The organism is Pseudomonas sp. LBUM1671 (genome assembly GCF_059695685.1).
Map to the genome: position 1 here is coordinate 1,128,396 of NZ_CP166782.1, position 18,343 is coordinate 1,146,738.

Below are 18,343 nucleotides of genomic sequence, written 5' to 3' on the forward strand. Positions count from 1 at the left end.
CGCTTGAAGCCCGCAGGAATGGGCCCAAACGCTAATTTGTGACATAAAAAATAACCCTCGGCCAACCGCCGCATAAGGTCCAAATACCCGGCCCGACGTTCGGGTACGGCCGCGCGCACCGTTTCGGGTGATGTCGCGGGCGGTTTAGGCTAGAATGCACGGCCTCAAAGCACACCCCTTCCCGAGGCTGTCCCGAAGATGTTGATCCTGCGCGGCGCTCCTGCCCTTTCTGCCTTTCGCCACAGCAAACTCCTTGAGCAACTGAGCCAGAAGGTCCCGGCTGTCAGCGGCCTGTATGCTGAATTCGCTCACTTCGCCGAAGTTACCGGCGTCCTGACCGGCGACGAACAGCAGGTGCTCGCGCGCCTTCTGAAGTACGGCCCAAGTGTTCCGGTTCAAGAGCCGACCGGTCGTCTGTTCCTGGTGTTGCCACGTTTCGGCACCATCTCGCCGTGGTCCAGCAAGGCCAGCGATATCGCTCGCAACTGCGGCCTGAGCAAGATCCAGCGCCTGGAGCGCGGCATCGCGTTCTACGTCGCCGGCCAGTTCAGCGACGCCGAAGCGCAGCTGATCTCCGATGCGCTGCACGATCGCATGACCCAGATCGTCCTCGGCAACCTTGAACAAGCCGCCGGCCTGTTCAGCCACGCCGAGCCGAAACCGCTGACCGCGATCGACGTGCTGGGTGGCGGCCGTGCCGCGCTGGAAAAAGCCAATACCGAGCTGGGCCTGGCCCTGGCGGAAGACGAGATTGACTACCTGGTCAACGCCTTCGTCGGCTTGAAGCGCAACCCGCACGACATCGAACTGATGATGTTTGCCCAGGCGAACTCCGAGCATTGCCGTCACAAGATCTTCAACGCCAGTTGGGACATCGACGGTCAGAGCCAGGAAAAAAGCCTGTTCGGCATGATCAAGAACACCTACCAGATGCACAGCGAAGGCGTCCTGTCCGCTTATAAGGACAACGCTTCGGTGATCGTCGGTAACGTCGCCGGCCGTTTCTTCCCGGACCCTGAGACCCGCCAGTACGGCGCGGTGCAGGAACCGGTGCACATCCTGATGAAGGTAGAAACCCACAACCACCCGACCGCGATTGCCCCGTTCCCGGGCGCATCCACCGGTTCCGGTGGCGAGATCCGCGACGAAGGCGCAACTGGTCGTGGCGCCAAGCCAAAGGCTGGCCTGACCGGCTTCACCGTATCGAACCTGCAGATCCCGGGCTTCGAACAGCCGTGGGAAGTGCCGTATGGCAAGCCTGAGCGCATCGTTACCGCGCTGGACATCATGATCGAAGGCCCACTGGGGGGCGCCGCGTTCAACAACGAATTCGGTCGTCCAGCCCTGACCGGTTACTTCCGTACCTTCGAACAGTCGATCACCACCCCGCGTGGCGACGAAGTTCGCGGTTACCACAAGCCGATCATGCTGGCCGGCGGCATGGGTAACATCCGTGCCGAACACGTACAGAAAGGCGAGATCACCGTCGGCTCCAAGCTGATCGTACTCGGCGGCCCGGCGATGTTGATCGGCCTGGGCGGCGGCGCGGCTTCCTCCATGGCCACCGGCACCAGCTCGGCTGACCTGGACTTCGCTTCCGTACAGCGCGAAAACCCGGAAATGGAACGTCGCTGCCAGGAAGTCATCGACCGTTGCTGGCAACTGGGTGACAAAAACCCGATCAGCTTCATCCACGACGTGGGTGCGGGCGGTCTGTCCAACGCCTTCCCGGAACTGGTCAACGACGGCAACCGTGGCGGTCGTTTCGAACTGCGCAATATTCCAAACGACGAGCCGGGCATGGCCCCGCACGAAATCTGGAGTAACGAATCCCAGGAACGCTACGTTCTGGCGGTCGGCCCGGCTGACTTCGAACGCTTCCAGGCGATCTGCGAACGTGAGCGTTGCCCGTTCGCCGTCGTCGGCGAAGCCACTGCGGAACCGCAGCTGACCGTTACCGACAGCCACTTCGGCAACAGCCCGGTGGACATGCCGCTCGAAGTGCTGCTGGGCAAAGCCCCGCGTATGCACCGTTCGGCCGTTCGCGAAAACGAACTGGGCGACGATTTCGATCCGTCGACCCTCGACATCGCCGACTGCGTCGAGCGTGTCCTGCATCACCCGGCCGTGGCGAGCAAAAGCTTCCTGATCACCATCGGCGACCGCACCATCACCGGCCTTGTTGCCCGTGATCAGATGGTCGGCCCGTGGCAGGTTCCGGTGGCTGACGTTGCCGTCACCGCCACCAGCTTCGACGTCTACACCGGCGAAGCCATGGCCATGGGCGAGCGCACTCCGCTGGCTCTGCTGGACGCTCCGGCGTCGGGCCGCATGGCCATCGGCGAAACCCTGACCAACATCGCGGCTTCGCGCATCAACAAGATCTCCGACATCAAGCTGTCGGCGAACTGGATGTCCGCTGCCGGTCACCCGGGTGAAGACGCGCGTCTGTACGACACCGTGAAAGCGGTCGGCATGGAACTGTGCCCTGACCTGGGTATCACCATTCCGGTGGGCAAGGACTCCATGTCCATGGCCACGCGCTGGAACGACGAAGGCGTCGACAAGACCGTCACCTCGCCAATGTCCCTGATCGTGACCGGTTTCGCGCCAGTGGCTGACATCCGTCAGACCCTGACCCCGGAACTGCGCATGGACAAGGGCACCACCGACCTGATCCTGATCGACCTGGGCCGTGGCCAGAACCGCATGGGCGCTTCGATCCTGGCCCAGGTTCACGGCAAGCTCGGCTCGCAAGCGCCGGACGTCGATGATGCCGAAGACCTCAAAGCCTTCTTCGCCGTGATCCAGGGGCTCAACGCCGACGGTCACTTGCTGGCGTACCACGACCGTTCCGACGGTGGTCTGCTGACCAGCACCGTGGAAATGGCCTTCGCTGGCCACTGCGGCCTGAGCCTGAACCTCGACGGTCTGGCTGAAACCTCCGCCGACATCGCTGCAATCCTGTTCAACGAAGAACTGGGCGCTGTAATCCAGGTTCGCCAGGACGCTACTCCAGACATCCTCGCGCAGTTCAGCGCTGCCGGTCTGGGCGAGTGCGTGTCGGTGATCGGTCAGCCAATGAACAACGGCCAGATCAACATCACCTTCAACGGCGAAACCGTGTTCGAAGGTCAGCGTCGTCTGCTGCAACGCCAGTGGGCTGAAACCAGCTACCAGATCCAGCGTCTGCGTGACAACGCCGACTGCGCTGAACAAGAGTTCGACGTGCTGCTGGAAGAAGACAACCCGGGCCTGAGCGTCAAGCTGAGCTACGACGTCAACCAGGACGTCGCCGCGCCTTACATCAAGAAAGGCATCCGCCCACAAGTTGCCGTGCTGCGTGAGCAGGGCGTCAACGGTCAGGTGGAAATGGCGGCCGCGTTCGACCGCGCCGGTTTCAACGCGATCGACGTGCACATGAGCGACATTCTGGCCGGCCGTGTCGACCTGAACGAGTTCAAAGGTCTGGTGGCGTGCGGCGGTTTCTCCTACGGCGACGTACTGGGTGCCGGCGAAGGCTGGGCCAAGTCCGCGCTGTTCAACAGCCGTGCTCGCGATGCGTTCCAGGGTTTCTTCGAGCGTACCGACAGCTTCACCCTCGGCGTGTGCAACGGTTGCCAGATGATGTCCAACCTGCACGAGCTGATCCCGGGCAGCGAGTTCTGGCCGCACTTCGTGCGTAACCGCTCCGAGCAGTTCGAAGCGCGCGTGGCGATGGTTCAGGTCCAGGAGTCGAACTCGATCTTCCTGCAAGGCATGGCCGGTTCGCGCATGCCGATCGCCATCGCTCACGGTGAAGGCCATGCCGAGTTCGCCAGCGAAGAAGCATTGCTGGAAGCCGATCTGTCGGGTTGCGTGGCGATGCGTTTCGTCGATAACCATGGCAAGGTCACCGAAAACTACCCGGCCAACCCGAACGGCTCGCCGCGCGGGATCACCGGTTTGACCAGCCGTGACGGTCGCGTAACGATCATGATGCCGCACCCGGAACGTGTGTTCCGCGCTGTGCAGAACTCGTGGCGTTCGGAAGACTGGAACGAAGACGCACCTTGGATGCGTATGTTCCGTAATGCTCGAGTCTGGGTGAACTAAGGGCCGTGTACAAGCTCAGCTTTTTCGTTCCGGCCAGTCACGTGGAACAGGTCAAAAGCGCCGTATTCGCTGCCGGTGGCGGGCGGATCGGGGCTTACGATCATTGCGCGTGGCAGGTGCTTGGCCTGGGCCAGTTTCGGCCGTTGGATGGCAGTCAGCCGTTTATTGGTGAGGCGGGGCAGGTCGAGCAGGTTGAGGAATGGAAGGTTGAGTTGGTGGTGGCGGATGAGTTGATCGTAGCCGTGGTGGCTGCATTAAAGCTGAGCCATCCCTACGAGACACCGGCTTATGAAGTGTGGCGGTTGGAGGATTTCTGATCTTCTACTGCTGAAATGAGAAACCCGCTGATGAAGATCAGCGGGTTTAATGAGATGGTCAGCCTGACCGAGAAGCCCTGCAGGTTTACGCTTGCAGGGCTTTTCTCGTTTTCGGCGGAGGATCTCTCATGAACACGATGACGCTTCTCGGTATCGACATTGGCAAACACAGTTTCCACCTACATGGCCAGGACGCCAAAGGTCATCAGGTATTGCGCAAGAAAACCAACCGCGGCCAATTGCTCAGCACATTGGCCCAGTTACCGGCCTGCACGGTGGTGATGGAGTCGTGCGGTGGCGCCCACTGGCTGGCTCGACAGATCGGTGCATTGGGCCACGAGGTGAAGCTGATCGCCCCGCAGCACGTCAAACCGTTCGTCAAAGGCAACAAAAACGACTTCATTGATGCCGAAGCGATTTGCGAGGCGGCGAGCCGCCCCGCGATGCGCTTCTGCTCGATCAAAACCGCAGAGCAACAAACGCTTTCAGCCCTGCATCGTGTCCGTAAATCTTTGATTGGCCAGCGAACCGTCGCGACCAACCAGATTCATGGCTTTCTGCTGGAGTTCGGGATCAGCCTGCCTATAGGTGCCGCTGCGTTGCACCGCGTGCCGGCGCTGTTGGACGACCCGCAGCACCCGGTTCCGTTGCGCCTAAAGGGCGTAGTGATGCGTCTCCATCATCAAATTCAACAGCTGAATGATGAAATCAAGGACATCGAGTCCGATCTGAAGCAACAGTTGAAAGAAGACGATGCCGGGAGTCGTTTGCAGAGTATTCCTGGCATCGGTCCCATCACCGCCAGTGCGGTATTGGCCGATGTAGGCGATGCGTCGAACTATCGAAGTGGACGCGATTTTGCCGCTTCGCTAGGGCTGGTGCCGAGGCAATATTCGACGGGCGGAAAGACAGTGCTTCTGGGGATCAGCAAGCGAGGCGACAAGCACATCCGCCAACTGCTGGTGCAGGGCGCGCGATCCATCATGCAGCATATCGATAAGCGGGAAGACGCCATTGGGCCTTGGGTTCGGGAGCTTCTGACGCGTCGACACTCCAATGTCGTCGCGTGCGCGCTGGCGAACAAACTGGCGCGAATCGTGTGGGCGGTACTGGCCAAAGGCGGCCAGTACGACCCACATCCGAACGCTTGAACGTACAGCTTTACTACCGGCTTTTGCGACGTCACTGACTGATGACAGTAAACGGCAAACGGCCCGACTGAGAACCTGGCAATAAAATCAGCTTTAGAGGCTGAGGGTTTTTTCAGGACAGTCGGGAGCGGCTACTCATCGAGGGCCGAGCGTTGTTGCAGCAACGCTCACAATGAGCCCGGATACATTAGCGCAAGCCAGCTTTACCGAAAACAGCCCATGAGGTTGCAGGAGATGGGCTGACCATACATTTTATTGCCGAAAACTTAATGAATCCACACAACCCTTGTAGGAGCTGTCGAGTGAAACGAGGCTGCGATCTTTTGATTTTGATTTTTAAAGACAAGATCAAAAGATCGCAGCCTCGTTTCACTCGACAGCTCCTACAGGGGGCGAGGGTTAGACCTTCGCACTGACCTCACTGCGATTGACCAACGCCTCCAGCGCCCCACTCAAACTCGGCGCCTTGTCACCAATCAGCAGGTGCCAGACACCGCCTTCAAGCTGACTGACTCCCTGACAACCCAGCGCCTTCAAATCACCCTCCGACAACGCTTTGCCATCCGCCAGTTGCAGGCGAATCCGGGTCATGGCCACGCAATCCATCTGCAAAACATTGTCCCCACCGCCCAACGCCTTCAGCCATTGCTGCGCCTCCGACTTTGCTACAGCTGCAGGTTCAGGCGCATCGACAACGGCAGGAGGGGAAGAAACAAGCGCACGCCCTAACGCCGGCATCGCCAGCCGAATCTCATCAGCAATGCTGTCCGCCATCGGCCCAACCACCACCTGCAAACTCCCGCCCTTGCCCGGACGCACAACCGCCATCGCCCCCAGCGCTTTCAACTCTGCGTCGTTTGCCTTGTTGCGATCCACCATGTCCAGGCGCAACCGCGTGGTACATGCGCCGACAGTGATCAAATTCTGTGCACCGCCCAGCGCCTTGATGTAAGCCCCGGCGCGCTCGTTCTCGGTGACTACAACCTTGTCACCCGCCGGCACTTCTTCACGCCCCGGTGTCTTGAGTTTGAAACGGCGAATGCAGAAATCAAACACCACGTAGTAGATCACCGCATACGCCAGACCCACCGGTACCACCAACCAGCCGTTGGTGGATTTACCCCAGCCGAGCACCATGTCGATGAAGCCGCCGGAGAAGGTGAAACCCAGGTGGATGTTCAGCGCATTGGTGATCGCCATCGACAGGCCGGTCAGCAGCGCATGGAGCAAAAAGAGAAACGGCGCGAGGAACATGAACGCAAATTCGATGGGTTCGGTGACGCCGGTCAGGAACGAGGTCAGCGCCATCGACAGAAAGATCCCGCCCATGACCTTGCGGCGTTCCGGCAGGGCGTTGCGGTACATCGCCAGGCACGCGGCGGGCAGGCCGAAGATCATCACCGGGAACATGCCGGTCATGAACTGGCCGCCCTTCGGGTCACCGGCGAAGTAGCGCGACAGGTCGCCAGTGACCATGGCGCCTGTGGTCGGGTCGGTGAAGTTGCCGAAGACGAACCACGCCATGTTGTTGAGGATGTGGTGCAGGCCGGTGACGATCAGCAGGCGGTTGAACACGCCGAAAACGAAGGCGCCGATGCTGCCGCTCTCCATCATCAATGTGCCGAAGCCGTTGATGCCGTGCTGGATCGGCGGCCAGATCAAACCGAAGATCACGCCCAGGCCGACGGCGGCGAAGCCGGTGACGATCGGCACGAAGCGCCTCCCGCCGAAAAACGCCAGGTACTCCGGCAGCTTGATGTCCTTGAAGCGGTTGTACAGCGCGCCGGCCATCAAACCGCTGACGATCCCGGCGAGCATGCCCATGTTGATGCTTGCATCCAGCACCTTGAGCGTGGAGATCATCACCAGGTAACCAATCACCCCGGCGAGGCCGGCGGTGCCGTTGTTGTCCTTGGCGAAACCGACCGCGATGCCGATGGCGAAGATCATTGCCAGGTTGGCGAAGATCACTTGGCCAGCGTCATGGATGATCGCGATGTTCAGCAGGTCTGTGTCACCCAGACGCAGCAACAGGCCGGCAATCGGCAGGATCGCAATCGGCAGCATCAGCGCGCGGCCGAGGCGTTGCAGGCCTTCGATGAAATATTGGTACATGGCAGATCTCCCTGGATTCTTGTAGTTGTTATTCAGCTCAGAGGCCATTGCTGGTGACAGGCGTGACGCACCGCGCCGGCACTGCTCAGCTTGAGCAGGCCGTGGCTGAGGCGTCGGCATTCGGCAGCGTCGAGGTGGCGCACGCGGTCCTTGATTTCACCGATCTGCACCGGGCTGACCGACAGCTCGCTGACGCCCAGGCCGATCAGTATCGGCGTGGCCAGCGGGTCGGAGGCGAGCGCCCCACAGACGCCCACCCAACGGTTATGCAGCGCCGCACCGGCGCAGGTCTGGGCGATCAGTCGCAGCAGCGCCGGATGCATCGCGTCGACGCGAGAGGCGAGACCCGCATGGTCGCGGTCCATCGCCAGGGTGTATTGCGACAAGTCGTTGGTGCCGATGGACAGGAAGTCCGAATGCTCTGCAAGCTGCTCGGCCAGCAATGCGGCGGCCGGGACTTCGATCATTACGCCCAGTTCGGGACGCTCACTCACACCGAGTTCAGTGCACAGCGCGTCGAGGCGCTGACGGATGTGCAACAGCTCATCGACCTCGGTGACCATCGGCAACAGGATCCGGCAGCGCGACAGCGGGCTGACGTGGAGCAGCGCGCGCAGTTGCTGATCGAGCAATTCTGGCCGCACCTGAGCCAGGCGAATACCGCGCAAGCCGAGTACCGGGTTGGCCTCGACCGGCAGCGGCAGGTAATCAAGTTGCTTATCGCCACCGACGTCGATGGTGCGGATGATCACCGACTTTTCGCCCATGGCATCGAGCACGGCTTGATAGGCGAGGCGTTGTTCCTGTTCGTCCGGCGCGGTGTTGCGGTCGACAAACAGAAACTCGGTGCGCAGCAGGCCGACGCCATCGGCGCCATTGGCCAGCGCGTCGACTGCTTCTGCACTGGACGCGACATTGGCGGCGACTTCGATGTGCACGCCATCGAGTGTCAGCGCCGGGGTGTGAGCCTGAGACTGCTGAAGCGCACGGCGTTGTTGATGATCAAGTTGTGCCTGATGCACCTTGGCAAGGCGTTCAGCAGTCGGTGTCAATTCGAGACGACCTCCGTCGGCATCGAGCACAACGGCCTGGCCTTGCGGCTGATCCAACAGCGCCGAACCCAGCGCTACCAGGCACGGCAAGCCTTTGCCTCGCGCCAGAATGGCGACATGCGAAGTCGCGCCGCCCTCGACCATGCACAACCCGGCGACCCCTTGCTCGCTCAGTTGCAGCAAGTCCGACGGGGTCAGTTCATGGGCGGCGACGATGGCGCCGGCCGGTACGTCGTAATGCCAGGCTTCGCCGAGCAGGGCACGCAGCACCCGTTGCTTGAGGTCGCGCAGATCGTTGGCGCGTTCGGCCAGCAATGCGCTGCCGAGTTGCTGGAGCACGTCGCACTGGGCGTCGATCGACTGGCTCCAGGCGTGCGTCGCGGCCATGCCTTGAACGATGGAGACGTTGGCAGCGTCCAGCAGCGCCGGGTCTTCGAGCAAGGCGAGGTGCGCGGCGAAGATCGCTTCTTCGTCAGTGTTCTTGTGTTTCCTGGCCTGGGCCAGCGTGTGGTCGATTTCGCAGCGTACGGCGCTCAGCGCGGTATCGAGGGAGTGCAGTTGTTGCTCGGGGTCGTGGCTGCCGGCATCCACCGGCAGGCTGATGGCGTTCAAGCGAAACAACGGCCCACCGACCAGGCCGGGCGCGGCGCACACACCGTGCAGCACGCCGGCTTCGGCCGTCCGCTGACGTCGAATATTCGATGCAGGCGCGGCGGCGTGGCTGTCTTCGGCCAGCGCCGTGGACAAGGCGATCAGCAACGCTTGCATCGCCGCTTCGGCATCCGGGCCCTGGCAGCTGACCTGAACCTCGTCCTGCTCGCCGACGGCCAGGCTCATCAGGCCGATCAAGCTGTCGCAGGTTGCCGATTTGCCGGCGAAATGCAGCTGCGATTTGCTCTTGAAGCCTTGTGCGGTCTGGCGAATCAGCGCAGCCGGGCGAGCGTGCAGACCGCCACGATGGGCGACGCGAATGTGGCCGACAATCTCTTCACCTGAAAGCTCAACTTCAGCCTGCGTACCTGGCGCGTACCGGCGAATGATGTGCAGCAGCGGATCGCCGACTTTCACCGATTTCAACGTAATGGGCCGCGCCTGAAAGTCCTGGCTGTTGGTCAGGATCATCAGGCTGACCAGGCTTTTGCACTGCTGCGCGACCTTGTCCAGGTCATAGCGCAACAGCGGCTGGCCGTTGCAGACGCGCGCGCCTTCCTTGACCAGCATCGAGAAACCTTCACCCTGCAATTCGACGGTGTCGAGGCCCAGATGCAAGAGCAATTCGGCGCCGTTGTCGGCACGCAAGGTGACGGCGTGACCGCTGCGGGCGACGTGCACAACGACGCCGGCACACGGCGCGTGAAGGGTGTCGTTCAGCGGGTCGATGGCGATCCCGTCGCCCATGGCGCCGCTGGCGAACACCGGGTCCGGGACTTTGGCGAGCGTGAGCACCGGGCCGCTGAGCGGGGCGCTGAGGGTCAGCTCTTTATTGTTGTTATGCATGGCTCGGTCTCATCAGGAAATCGTTCGGGGCAGACTTAGTGCGTACGCGTCACTTTGCTCAAATGGCGCGGTTGATCCGGGTCCATGCCACGGGCCACGGCCAAACCGGCGGCCATGACGTAGAAACTCTGGATCGCCAGAATCGGATCAAGGACCGGGTGCTCGGCGCAGCTCAGGGTGAGTTCGCGTTCGGCAATGTCATCCGGTGCCGCCAGCAGAACGCGAGCGCCGCGCTGGCGCATGTCTGCGGCGAGGCTCAGCAAACCGGCTTGCTCGGCACCGCGTGGTGCAAAAATCAGCAGCGGATAGTTTTCATCGATCAATGCCATCGGACCGTGACGCACTTCGGCGCTGCTGAAGGCTTCGGCCTGAATTGCCGAGGTTTCCTTGAATTTAAGGGCCGCTTCCTGAGCGATGGCAAAACCGGCGCCACGACCGATCACCATCAAACGCTGGCAATCGCGCAGGGCGTCAATGGCCAGGCTCCAATCCTGCTGCGCCGCTTCGCGCAGGCCCTCCGGCAAAGCGTTGCCGGCGTCCAGCAATTCCACGTCTTCCTTCCAATGGGCGATCAGCCGGGCGCTGGCGCTGAGGGTGGCGATAAAACTCTTGGTCGCGGCGACGCTGCTCTCTGTACCGGCGCACAGCGGCAGGCTGAATTCGCAGGCCGCTTCCAGTGGCGAACTTTCGGCGTTGACCATGGAAATGCTCAAGGCGCCGCGTTTGCGCAACAGACGCATGCTGTTCACCAGGTCCGGGCTTTGCCCCGACTGCGAGAACGCAAACGCCACTTGCCCGCTGACCTTCAACGGTGCTTGCAGCATGGTCACCACCGACATCGGCAGCGACGCCACCGGAATGCCCAGTTGCTGCATGGTCAGGTAGGCGAAGTAACTGGCGGCATGGTCGGAGCTGCCGCGCGCGACGGTCATCGCCACTTGCGGCGGCTGACGACGCAGGCGCCCGGCGATCTCGAGCATCTGCGGGTCGAGTTGCTGCAATTGGGCTTGCACGGCCTCGAACGAGGACAGCGCCTCTTCAAGCATTTTTGAAGTCAATGTCTTCTCCTTCGACCATGACGGCGGTGAGTGTGAGTGAGCGATCCAGCCGCACGCAGTCGGCCCAGCTGCCCGGTTGCAGGCGACCGCGTTCGGTGAGGCCGAGGTAGTCGGCGGGGAATTGCGAAAGACGTTGCGACGCCTCGGCGATCGGCAGACCGATCTTCACCAGATTGCGCAGCGCCTGATCCATGGTCAGCGTGCTGCCCGCCAGGGTGCCGTCGGGCAAGCGCACGCCACCCAGGCACTTAGTGACCGTGTGGCTGCCGAGCTTGTATTCACCGTCGGGCATGCCGGCAGCGGCGGTGGAGTCGGTGACGCAATACAGGCAGGGGATCGCGCGCAGGGCCACCCGCATGGCGCCGGGATGCACGTGCAGCAAGTCTGGAATCAGCTCGGCGTATTTGGCGTGGGCCAGCGCCGCACCGACGATGCCTGGCTCGCGGTGATGCAGCGGGCTCATGGCGTTGTAGAGGTGAGTGAAACTGCTGGCACCGGCCGCCAACGCTGCGACGCCTTCCTCGTAACTGCCCAGGGTGTGGCCGATCTGCATGCGGATGCCGCGTGCACTGAGGGTGCGGATCAAGGCATCGTGACCGGCGATTTCCGGGGCGATGGTGATCACCCGGATCGGTGCCAGCGCCAGGTACTCCTCGACTTCGGCCATCAACGCGGTGTGGGCGAAATTCGGCTGGGCGCCGAGTTTGCCGGGGTTGATGTACGGGCCTTCGAGGTGCACGCCGAGCACTCGGGCGCAGCCTGTTGGCCGCAGCTCGCAGAACTCGCCGACGGCTTTGAGCACGCTGGAAATCTCTTCCGGCGGCGCGGTCATGGTGGTCGCCAGCAGCGACGTAGTGCCGAAGCGCACGTGGGTTTTGCTGATGGTTTCGAAGGCGGTTGCGCCTTCCATGATGTCTTTGCCGCCGCCGCCGTGAACGTGCAGGTCGATGAAGCCGGGCAGCAGATAGGGCAAGTTGTTGTCGGCCGGATCGCAGGGCACGCCTTCGATGGACACGACCTTGCCGTGTTCGTGAATCAGCCGGCCGCGAACCCAGCCGTGGGCGGTGAGGATGTTGTCTTCAGACATGATCGGTTCTCGTTGCTCAATTAGCGGCAAAGTCTGTTAGCGGCGAAGCTCTGCGACAAAGTCGTAGTAGTCATTGCGGCAATAGGTGTCGGTGACTTCGATCGGTGTGTTGTCTTCCAGGTAGCCGACCCGGGTCATCAGCAACATGGCGGTGCCGGGGGCGATGCCGACGAGGGCGGCGAATTCGTCCGAGGCGTTGATCGCCTGGATGTGTTGCAGCGCGCGGACGATCGGCTTGCCGATGCCGTCGAGGTATTCGTAGAGGGAGTCGCCCACCGCCTGCGGCTTGGGAATGATCGAGGCGGGCAGGGTGCTCATCTCGATCGCCATCACCGTGTCGTCGGCTTTGCGCAGGCGTTTGAGGCGCGCGACCTTGTCATTGGGCGAGAGGCCCAGGCGGATCAGTTCTTCGTGGGTCGGCGGGGTGATCTCGCGTTCCAGCCATTGCGAGCCGGGCACGAAACCCTTGAGGCGCAGCATTTCGCTGAAACCCGAGAGGCGCGACAGCGGTTGTTCCAGGCGTGGCGTGATGAATGTGCCGGAACCTTGATTGCGGCGGATCAGGCCTTGCTCGAACAACACTTCCAGCGCCTTGCGGGCGGTGACGCGGGAAATGCCCAGCAACTCGCTCAGGTTGCGTTCCGAGGGCATTGCCTGCTCGGCTTTCCATTGGCCGGCATGAATCGCCGCTTCCAGATTGCGCGCCAGTTGCAGGTACAACGGCGTGGGCTGGGTGTCGTCAGGGCGTAGGGCCTGGAGGTCGTTCATGTCAGGGATGTCCGATGCGGATATTGGAGTGTTGTGTTCCGCGAATGGTCGAAAACTAATACCACTTGAATACCATGTCAATGCCAGTACTTTGCTGTTGGCGCAGTTAAGCCTGACCTGTTGGCCGGTTATGAAGGTCGTTGGTTTTAAGTGGTATTAGAGGTGGGGATTTTGAGCGCAAAGATCGCAGCCTGCGGTAACGCTTGCCGAGAGGATTGGTATCTTCCCGGCAGGCATTACCGCAGGCTGCGATCTTTTGAATTTATTTTTCGAGGAGCGACCGAAGGTAGCGCTCATAGGCCGAAGCAACTCGGCCCACTGTGGTGAGGGGATTTATCCCCGTTCGGCTGCGAAGCAGTCGCAGGCTCAGTCGACGCGGTGAGCCTGACCCAATGCAATTGCAGGTTTCAGCACTGCTTCGCAGCGCAACGGGGATAAATCCCCTCACCACAAAGGCTTTTCACCCGTCAGGGAAAGCTTCCCCAGTCTGGGACGCCGGGGGGTTACGGACGAATCTCGATCATCGTGCCATCCGGCACCAGGCCCCACACTTCACGCATGTCCATGTTGCGCATGGCAATGCAGCCGTCGGTCCAGTCCAGGGTGTGGAACAGGTCTTCCGGGTTTTCTTCGGTGTCCGGTGTGCCGTGGATCATGATCATGCCACCCGGATCGACGCCTTCGCGCCGGGCGCGGGCAGCGTCACTGATGTTCGGGTAGGAGATGTGCATCGACAGATTGAATTTGTCGCTGACCTTGCGCCAGTCCAGCCAGTAGAAACCTTCAGGCGTGCGTCTATCGCCTTCCATTAGTTTTTGGCCTTTCGGGTTTCTGCCCAGGGAAATGCGATAGGTCTTGAGCGGCTTGCCGTCATTGATCAATTGCAATTGATGGGCGGACTTGAGCACCAGAACTTTTTCGATGACTTTGCCGTTCAGGGTTTCCGCAACGGAAGCCTGTGACAGGGCGACGAACGACAAGCAAAACACGGCAAGCAACCAGCGCATTGAAACGATATCCCTGAAAGGTGTCGCGACTATTTAGTTAGTTATAGGTGATTTTGGAGCCAGGAGCTTTAGGTGATGGCAGGCTGGACAAGCGGCGGGATCGACTCGGACCGCACGGGGTAGACCTCGGTCCGCCGGTCAGCGAAGAAGTATTCTAAGGTACGGCCCACCGTGCGGAAAGCCAACTCGGACCACGGGATATCGGCTTCGTCGAAAAGCTGCACTTCCAGGCTCTCGGGACCGGCGGAAAAATCCGGGTCCACCAGCTCCGCGCGAAAGAACACATGCACTTGGCTAATGTGCGGCACGTCGATCAACGTGTAGATGCTCAGGTTGCGCACCCGCGCGCAGGCTTCTTCAGCGGTTTCGCGAATGGCCGCCTGCTCGATGGTTTCGCCGTTCTCCATGAAACCGGCGGGCAGGGTCCAGTAACCGAGCCGAGGCTCGATGGCGCGCCGGCACAGCAACACTTTCGAGCCCCAGGTCGCCACGCAACCGGCGACGATATTGGGGTTCTGGTAGTGAATCGCCTGACAGCTGTCGCAGACATAACGCAGGCGCGAATCGCCTTCGGGGATACGCTGGGTGACCGGGTTGCCGCACTGACTGCAAAATTTCATACGGGGGTTCCTGAATGCTGCGCCTATCTTGGCGTGCGGCGGTGCCTGTCGGCAAGTTGTCGTTTAGCGACATGCAGTGGTTATGGGGTTGGGCGGCCGGTGTGATTGGTGCATGATGCAAGGTAGCGAATAAATCGAGAAGACTCATGCTGGACGAGCTACTTCACCGGGTTAGCAACCACACGCCGCGTACCCTGGAAACCGATCGACGTTTCCCCGAAGCCGCAGTGCTGGTGCCCATCACCCGCAGCGACGAACCGGAACTGATTCTGACCCTGCGTGCCAGCGGGCTTTCGACCCATGGCGGCGAAGTCGCCTTCCCTGGCGGGCGGCGCGATCCGGAAGACCCGGACCTGGTGTTCACCGCGCTTCGGGAGGCCGAAGAAGAAATCGGCTTGCCGCCGGGCTTGGTCGAAGTGATCGGACCGCTGAGCCCGCTAATCTCCCTGCACGGCATCAAGGTCACGCCTTATGTCGGGGTGATTCCGGATTTTGTCGAATACCTGGCCAACGATGCCGAGATCGCCGCGGTGTTCAGTGTGCCTCTGGAGTTCTTCCGCGAGGATCCTCGGGAACATACTCACCGCATCGATTACCAGGGGCGCAGTTGGTACGTGCCGAGTTATCGTTACGGCGAATACAAAATCTGGGGCCTGACGGCGATCATGATCGTCGAGTTGATCAACCTGCTCTATGACGCCGACATCAGCCTGCACCACCCACCCAAAAGCTTCATCAATACTTGAAGCCATCGTTCGTATGGCGTGAAACGCGGCTGCCTGAGCCTTTGAGGAAAACAAGATGAAATATCGCCTGGGCGACGCCCGCGTCGAAACCCATCCGCAGAGCTGGGTCGCACCCAATGCCGTGCTGGTGGGCAAGGTCAAGCTGGAAGAGGGCGCCAACGTCTGGTTCAACGCCGTGTTGCGTGGCGACAATGAATTGATCCTGATCGGCAAGAACAGCAACGTCCAGGACGGGACGGTTATGCACACCGACATGGGCTACCCGCTGACCATCGGCACCGGCGTGACCATCGGCCACAACGCCATGCTTCACGGCTGCACCGTGGGCGATTACAGTCTGATCGGTATTAATGCGGTGATTCTCAATGGCGCGAAGATCGGCAAAAACTGCATCATCGGCGCCAACTCACTGATCGGCGAGGGCAAGGAGATTCCCGACGGTTCGCTGGTCATGGGCTCGCCGGGCAAAGTGGTTCGTGAGTTGACCGAGCCGCAAAAGAAGATGCTCGAGGCCAGCGCTGCGCACTATGTGCATAACTCGCAGCGTTATGCCCGTGATCTGGTTGAGCAGGAAGAATGAACGCCACCGAACGACCGGTTCTTTCGCCGTGCGTGAACATTTGTGCGCTGGATGAGGATGATATCTGCACCGGGTGTCAGCGCACGGTCGAGGAGATCACGCGCTGGAGCCGGATGGACAACGAAGAGCGCCGCAAGGTGTTGGGGTTGTGTCATGAGCGGGCGAAGTCGAGTGGGTTGATCTGGATGTTGCCTTCCAAATCCGATTCCTGAGTTTTGTGAGCTTTTGTGACTGATGAGGTTTTTAGTGGCGAGGGAGCTTGCTCCCGCTGGGCTGCGAAACAGCCCCATAGCTGACAAACACATTCAACCTGACACACCGCGCGCCCTGACTTCAGGGCCGCTTCGCGCCCCAGCGGGAGCAAGCTCCCTCGCCACAGGTTATTTGTGAGCCCAAGATAAAGTAATCTGTGCGCCAAATTGACAGGTATCCCGCCACCCCATGCTCTTCCTGATCGCCTACATCAGCAGCGTCGTGCTGATCAATTACGCCTTTTCCACCGCCCCGCACCTGGACGTCATCTGGTCGGCCTGGGGCGGGTTGGTGTTTGTCCTGCGCGACATGGTGCAAACCCGCTTCGGCCATGGCGCCATCGCGGCGATGCTCGCGGCGCTGGTCCTGTCCTATGTCACGTCCGATCCGTCCATCGCGTTGGCCAGCGCCACGGCGTTCGCGGTGTCCGAGTGCATCGACTGGCTGGTGTTCAGCATCACCAAACGCCCGTTGCACGATCGTCTGTGGATAAGTTCGGCCCTGAGCATTCCCCTCGATACGTTTATCTTCTTCGGCATGATCGACGCCTTCACCCCGGCCGTGATTCTTACCGCCATGGGCTCCAAGTTCGCGGGCGTGACGGTCGTGTGGCTGATCATGGCCTGGCGCTTGCGCAAACAGGCCGTCGCCAGCTGAAGCCAAACCCTTCGGTTCATGTAAAATGCCGCGCTTTCTCCCCATGGGAAGCGCGCGTGGCGCTGCATCCCTCGATGATCCGCTTCTTGAGGACCTGAGATGACCCGTATCGGAACTCCATTGTCGCCAACCGCGACCCGCGTATTGCTGTGTGGCTGTGGTGAGTTGGGCAAGGAAGTGGTGATCGAGCTGCAACGCCTGGGCGTTGAAGTGATTGCCGTCGACCGTTACGCCAACGCGCCGGCCATGCAAGTTGCGCATCGCAGCCATGTGATCAACATGCTCGACGGCGCCGCCCTGCGTGCCGTAATCGAAGCCGAGAAGCCGCACTTCATCGTGCCGGAAATCGAAGCCATCGCCACCGCAACCCTCGTGGAACTGGAAGCCGAAGGCTTCACCGTGATCCCGACCGCGCGCGCCGCGCAGTTGACCATGAACCGTGAAGGCATCCGTCGTCTGGCCGCTGAAGAGCTGGACCTGCCGACCTCGCCGTACCATTTCGCCGACACCTTCGAGGACTACAGCAAAGCCGTCCAGGACCTGGGCTTCCCGTGTGTCGTCAAGCCAGTCATGAGTTCGTCGGGCAAAGGCCAGAGCCTGCTGCGCAGCGCCGATGATGTGAAAACCGCTTGGGATTACGCACAAGAAGGCGGCCGTGCCGGTAAAGGTCGCGTGATCGTCGAAGGCTTTATCGACTTCGACTACGAAATCACCTTGCTGACCGTACGTCACGTCGGTGGTACGACCTTCTGCGCGCCAGTCGGTCACCGTCAGGAGAAGGGCGACTATCAGGAATCCTGGCAGCCACAAGCCATGAGCCCGATTGCCCTGGCTGAATCCGAGCGTGTTGCCAAAGCCGTCACCGAAGCCCTGGGCGGTCGTGGCCTGTTTGGTGTCGAGCTGTTCATCAAAGGTGATCAGGTGTGGTTCAGCGAAGTCTCGCCGCGTCCGCATGACACCGGTCTGGTGACCCTGATTTCTCAGGACCTGTCGCAGTTCGCGCTGCACGCACGGGCGATCCTGGGCCTGCCGATTCCGTTGATCCGCCAGTTCGGACCATCGGCTTCGGCGGTGATTCTGGTGGAAGGGCAGTCGACCCAGACCGCTTTCGCCAACCTCGGTGCTGCGTTGAGCGAGCCGGATACGGCGTTGCGTCTGTTCGGTAAGCCTGAGGTCAATGGCCAGCGCCGGATGGGCGTGGCGTTGGCGCGGGATGAGTCGATCGAGGCTGCCCGGGCTAAAGCGACCCGTGCTTCTCAGGCTGTTGTTGTAGAGCTGTAAACCGAGGGGCGGCAATCGCTAGCAGGCTAGCTCCCACAGAGTTATTGGTTGGTCACAAAT

Annotated in this window: 15 protein-coding genes; 8 read left to right on the plus strand and 7 right to left on the minus strand. The window is 61.1% G+C overall.

The genetic code is table 11. The features are described from left to right. Positions 1–198: 198 nt before the first annotated feature. The 3 genes from purL to ACA060_RS04995 all read left to right on the plus strand — a co-directional run bounded on the left by purL (position 199) and on the right by ACA060_RS04995 (position 5,563). Positions 199–4,095 carry a phosphoribosylformylglycinamidine synthase gene (gene purL, locus ACA060_RS04985; protein WP_497315777.1) on the plus strand — a complete coding sequence of 1,299 codons (3,897 nt, stop codon included), beginning with the start codon at positions 199–201 and terminating at the stop codon, positions 4,093–4,095. Positions 4,096–4,100: 5 nt separating this feature from the next. Continuing rightward, positions 4,101–4,412, plus strand: coding sequence for a YqfO family protein (locus ACA060_RS04990; protein WP_109628126.1), 312 nt, complete (start codon positions 4,101–4,103; stop codon positions 4,410–4,412). A 128-nt stretch (positions 4,413–4,540) separates the two neighbouring features. Continuing rightward, positions 4,541–5,563 (plus strand): IS110 family RNA-guided transposase, encoded by a 1,023-nt coding sequence (locus ACA060_RS04995; RefSeq protein ID WP_497312317.1) that lies wholly within the window; start codon positions 4,541–4,543, stop codon positions 5,561–5,563. 399 nt (positions 5,564–5,962) lie between these two features. Here ACA060_RS04995 and nagE read toward each other — a convergent pair whose 3' ends face one another. From nagE to ACA060_RS05030, 7 genes are all read right to left on the minus strand, one after another. Further along, complete coding sequence (gene nagE, locus ACA060_RS05000; protein WP_497315779.1) at positions 5,963–7,678, minus strand: N-acetylglucosamine-specific PTS transporter subunit IIBC; 1,716 nt, start codon at positions 7,676–7,678, stop codon at positions 5,963–5,965. Positions 7,679–7,710: 32 nt separating this feature from the next. Next, on the minus strand, positions 7,711–10,227 hold the full coding sequence (ptsP, locus tag ACA060_RS05005; RefSeq protein WP_497315781.1) for a phosphoenolpyruvate--protein phosphotransferase: 2,517 nt from the start codon (positions 10,225–10,227) through the stop codon (positions 7,711–7,713). Positions 10,228–10,262: 35 nt separating this feature from the next. After that, positions 10,263–11,285, minus strand: coding sequence for an SIS domain-containing protein (locus ACA060_RS05010; protein WP_497315783.1), 1,023 nt, complete (start codon positions 11,283–11,285; stop codon positions 10,263–10,265). Continuing rightward, entirely contained in the window at positions 11,266–12,372 is a 1,107-nt protein-coding gene (nagA, locus tag ACA060_RS05015; protein ID WP_497315785.1) for an N-acetylglucosamine-6-phosphate deacetylase, read from the minus strand. The genes ACA060_RS05010 and nagA overlap by 20 nt, the downstream gene beginning before the upstream one ends. 36 nt (positions 12,373–12,408) lie before the next feature. After that, the gene (locus ACA060_RS05020; protein WP_010463034.1) at positions 12,409–13,140 is read right to left on the minus strand and encodes a GntR family transcriptional regulator; all 732 of its coding nucleotides are present in this window, start codon (positions 13,138–13,140) and stop codon (positions 12,409–12,411) included. Positions 13,141–13,643: 503 nt separating this feature from the next. Next, a complete protein-coding gene (locus ACA060_RS05025) occupies positions 13,644–14,147 on the minus strand; it encodes a L,D-transpeptidase family protein (protein WP_497315787.1) in 504 nt (167 codons plus the stop codon). A 68-nt stretch (positions 14,148–14,215) separates the two neighbouring features. After that, positions 14,216–14,767 carry an NUDIX hydrolase gene (locus tag ACA060_RS05030; RefSeq protein ID WP_109628132.1) on the minus strand — a complete coding sequence of 184 codons (552 nt, stop codon included), beginning with the start codon at positions 14,765–14,767 and terminating at the stop codon, positions 14,216–14,218. A gap of 146 nt (positions 14,768–14,913) precedes the next feature. Between ACA060_RS05030 and ACA060_RS05035 the strand changes: the two genes are divergently transcribed. From ACA060_RS05035 to purT, 5 genes are all read left to right on the plus strand, one after another. After that, positions 14,914–15,513, plus strand: a complete 600-nt coding sequence (locus ACA060_RS05035) for a CoA pyrophosphatase (protein WP_109628133.1) — start codon at positions 14,914–14,916, stop codon at positions 15,511–15,513. A gap of 55 nt (positions 15,514–15,568) precedes the next feature. Then, the gene (locus ACA060_RS05040; protein WP_007954617.1) at positions 15,569–16,093 is read left to right on the plus strand and encodes a gamma carbonic anhydrase family protein; all 525 of its coding nucleotides are present in this window, start codon (positions 15,569–15,571) and stop codon (positions 16,091–16,093) included. Next, positions 16,090–16,305, plus strand: a complete 216-nt coding sequence (locus ACA060_RS05045) for a DUF1289 domain-containing protein (protein ID WP_109628134.1) — start codon at positions 16,090–16,092, stop codon at positions 16,303–16,305. Before ACA060_RS05040 ends, ACA060_RS05045 begins: the two co-directional genes overlap by 4 nt. Positions 16,306–16,534: 229 nt before the next feature. Beyond that, a complete protein-coding gene (locus ACA060_RS05050) occupies positions 16,535–17,002 on the plus strand; it encodes a 7-cyano-7-deazaguanine/7-aminomethyl-7-deazaguanine transporter (RefSeq protein WP_109628135.1) in 468 nt (155 codons plus the stop codon). A 99-nt stretch (positions 17,003–17,101) separates the two neighbouring features. Beyond that, entirely contained in the window at positions 17,102–18,283 is a 1,182-nt protein-coding gene (purT, locus tag ACA060_RS05055; RefSeq protein ID WP_461957368.1) for a formate-dependent phosphoribosylglycinamide formyltransferase, read from the plus strand. The last annotated feature ends 60 nt before the right edge of the window (positions 18,284–18,343 follow it).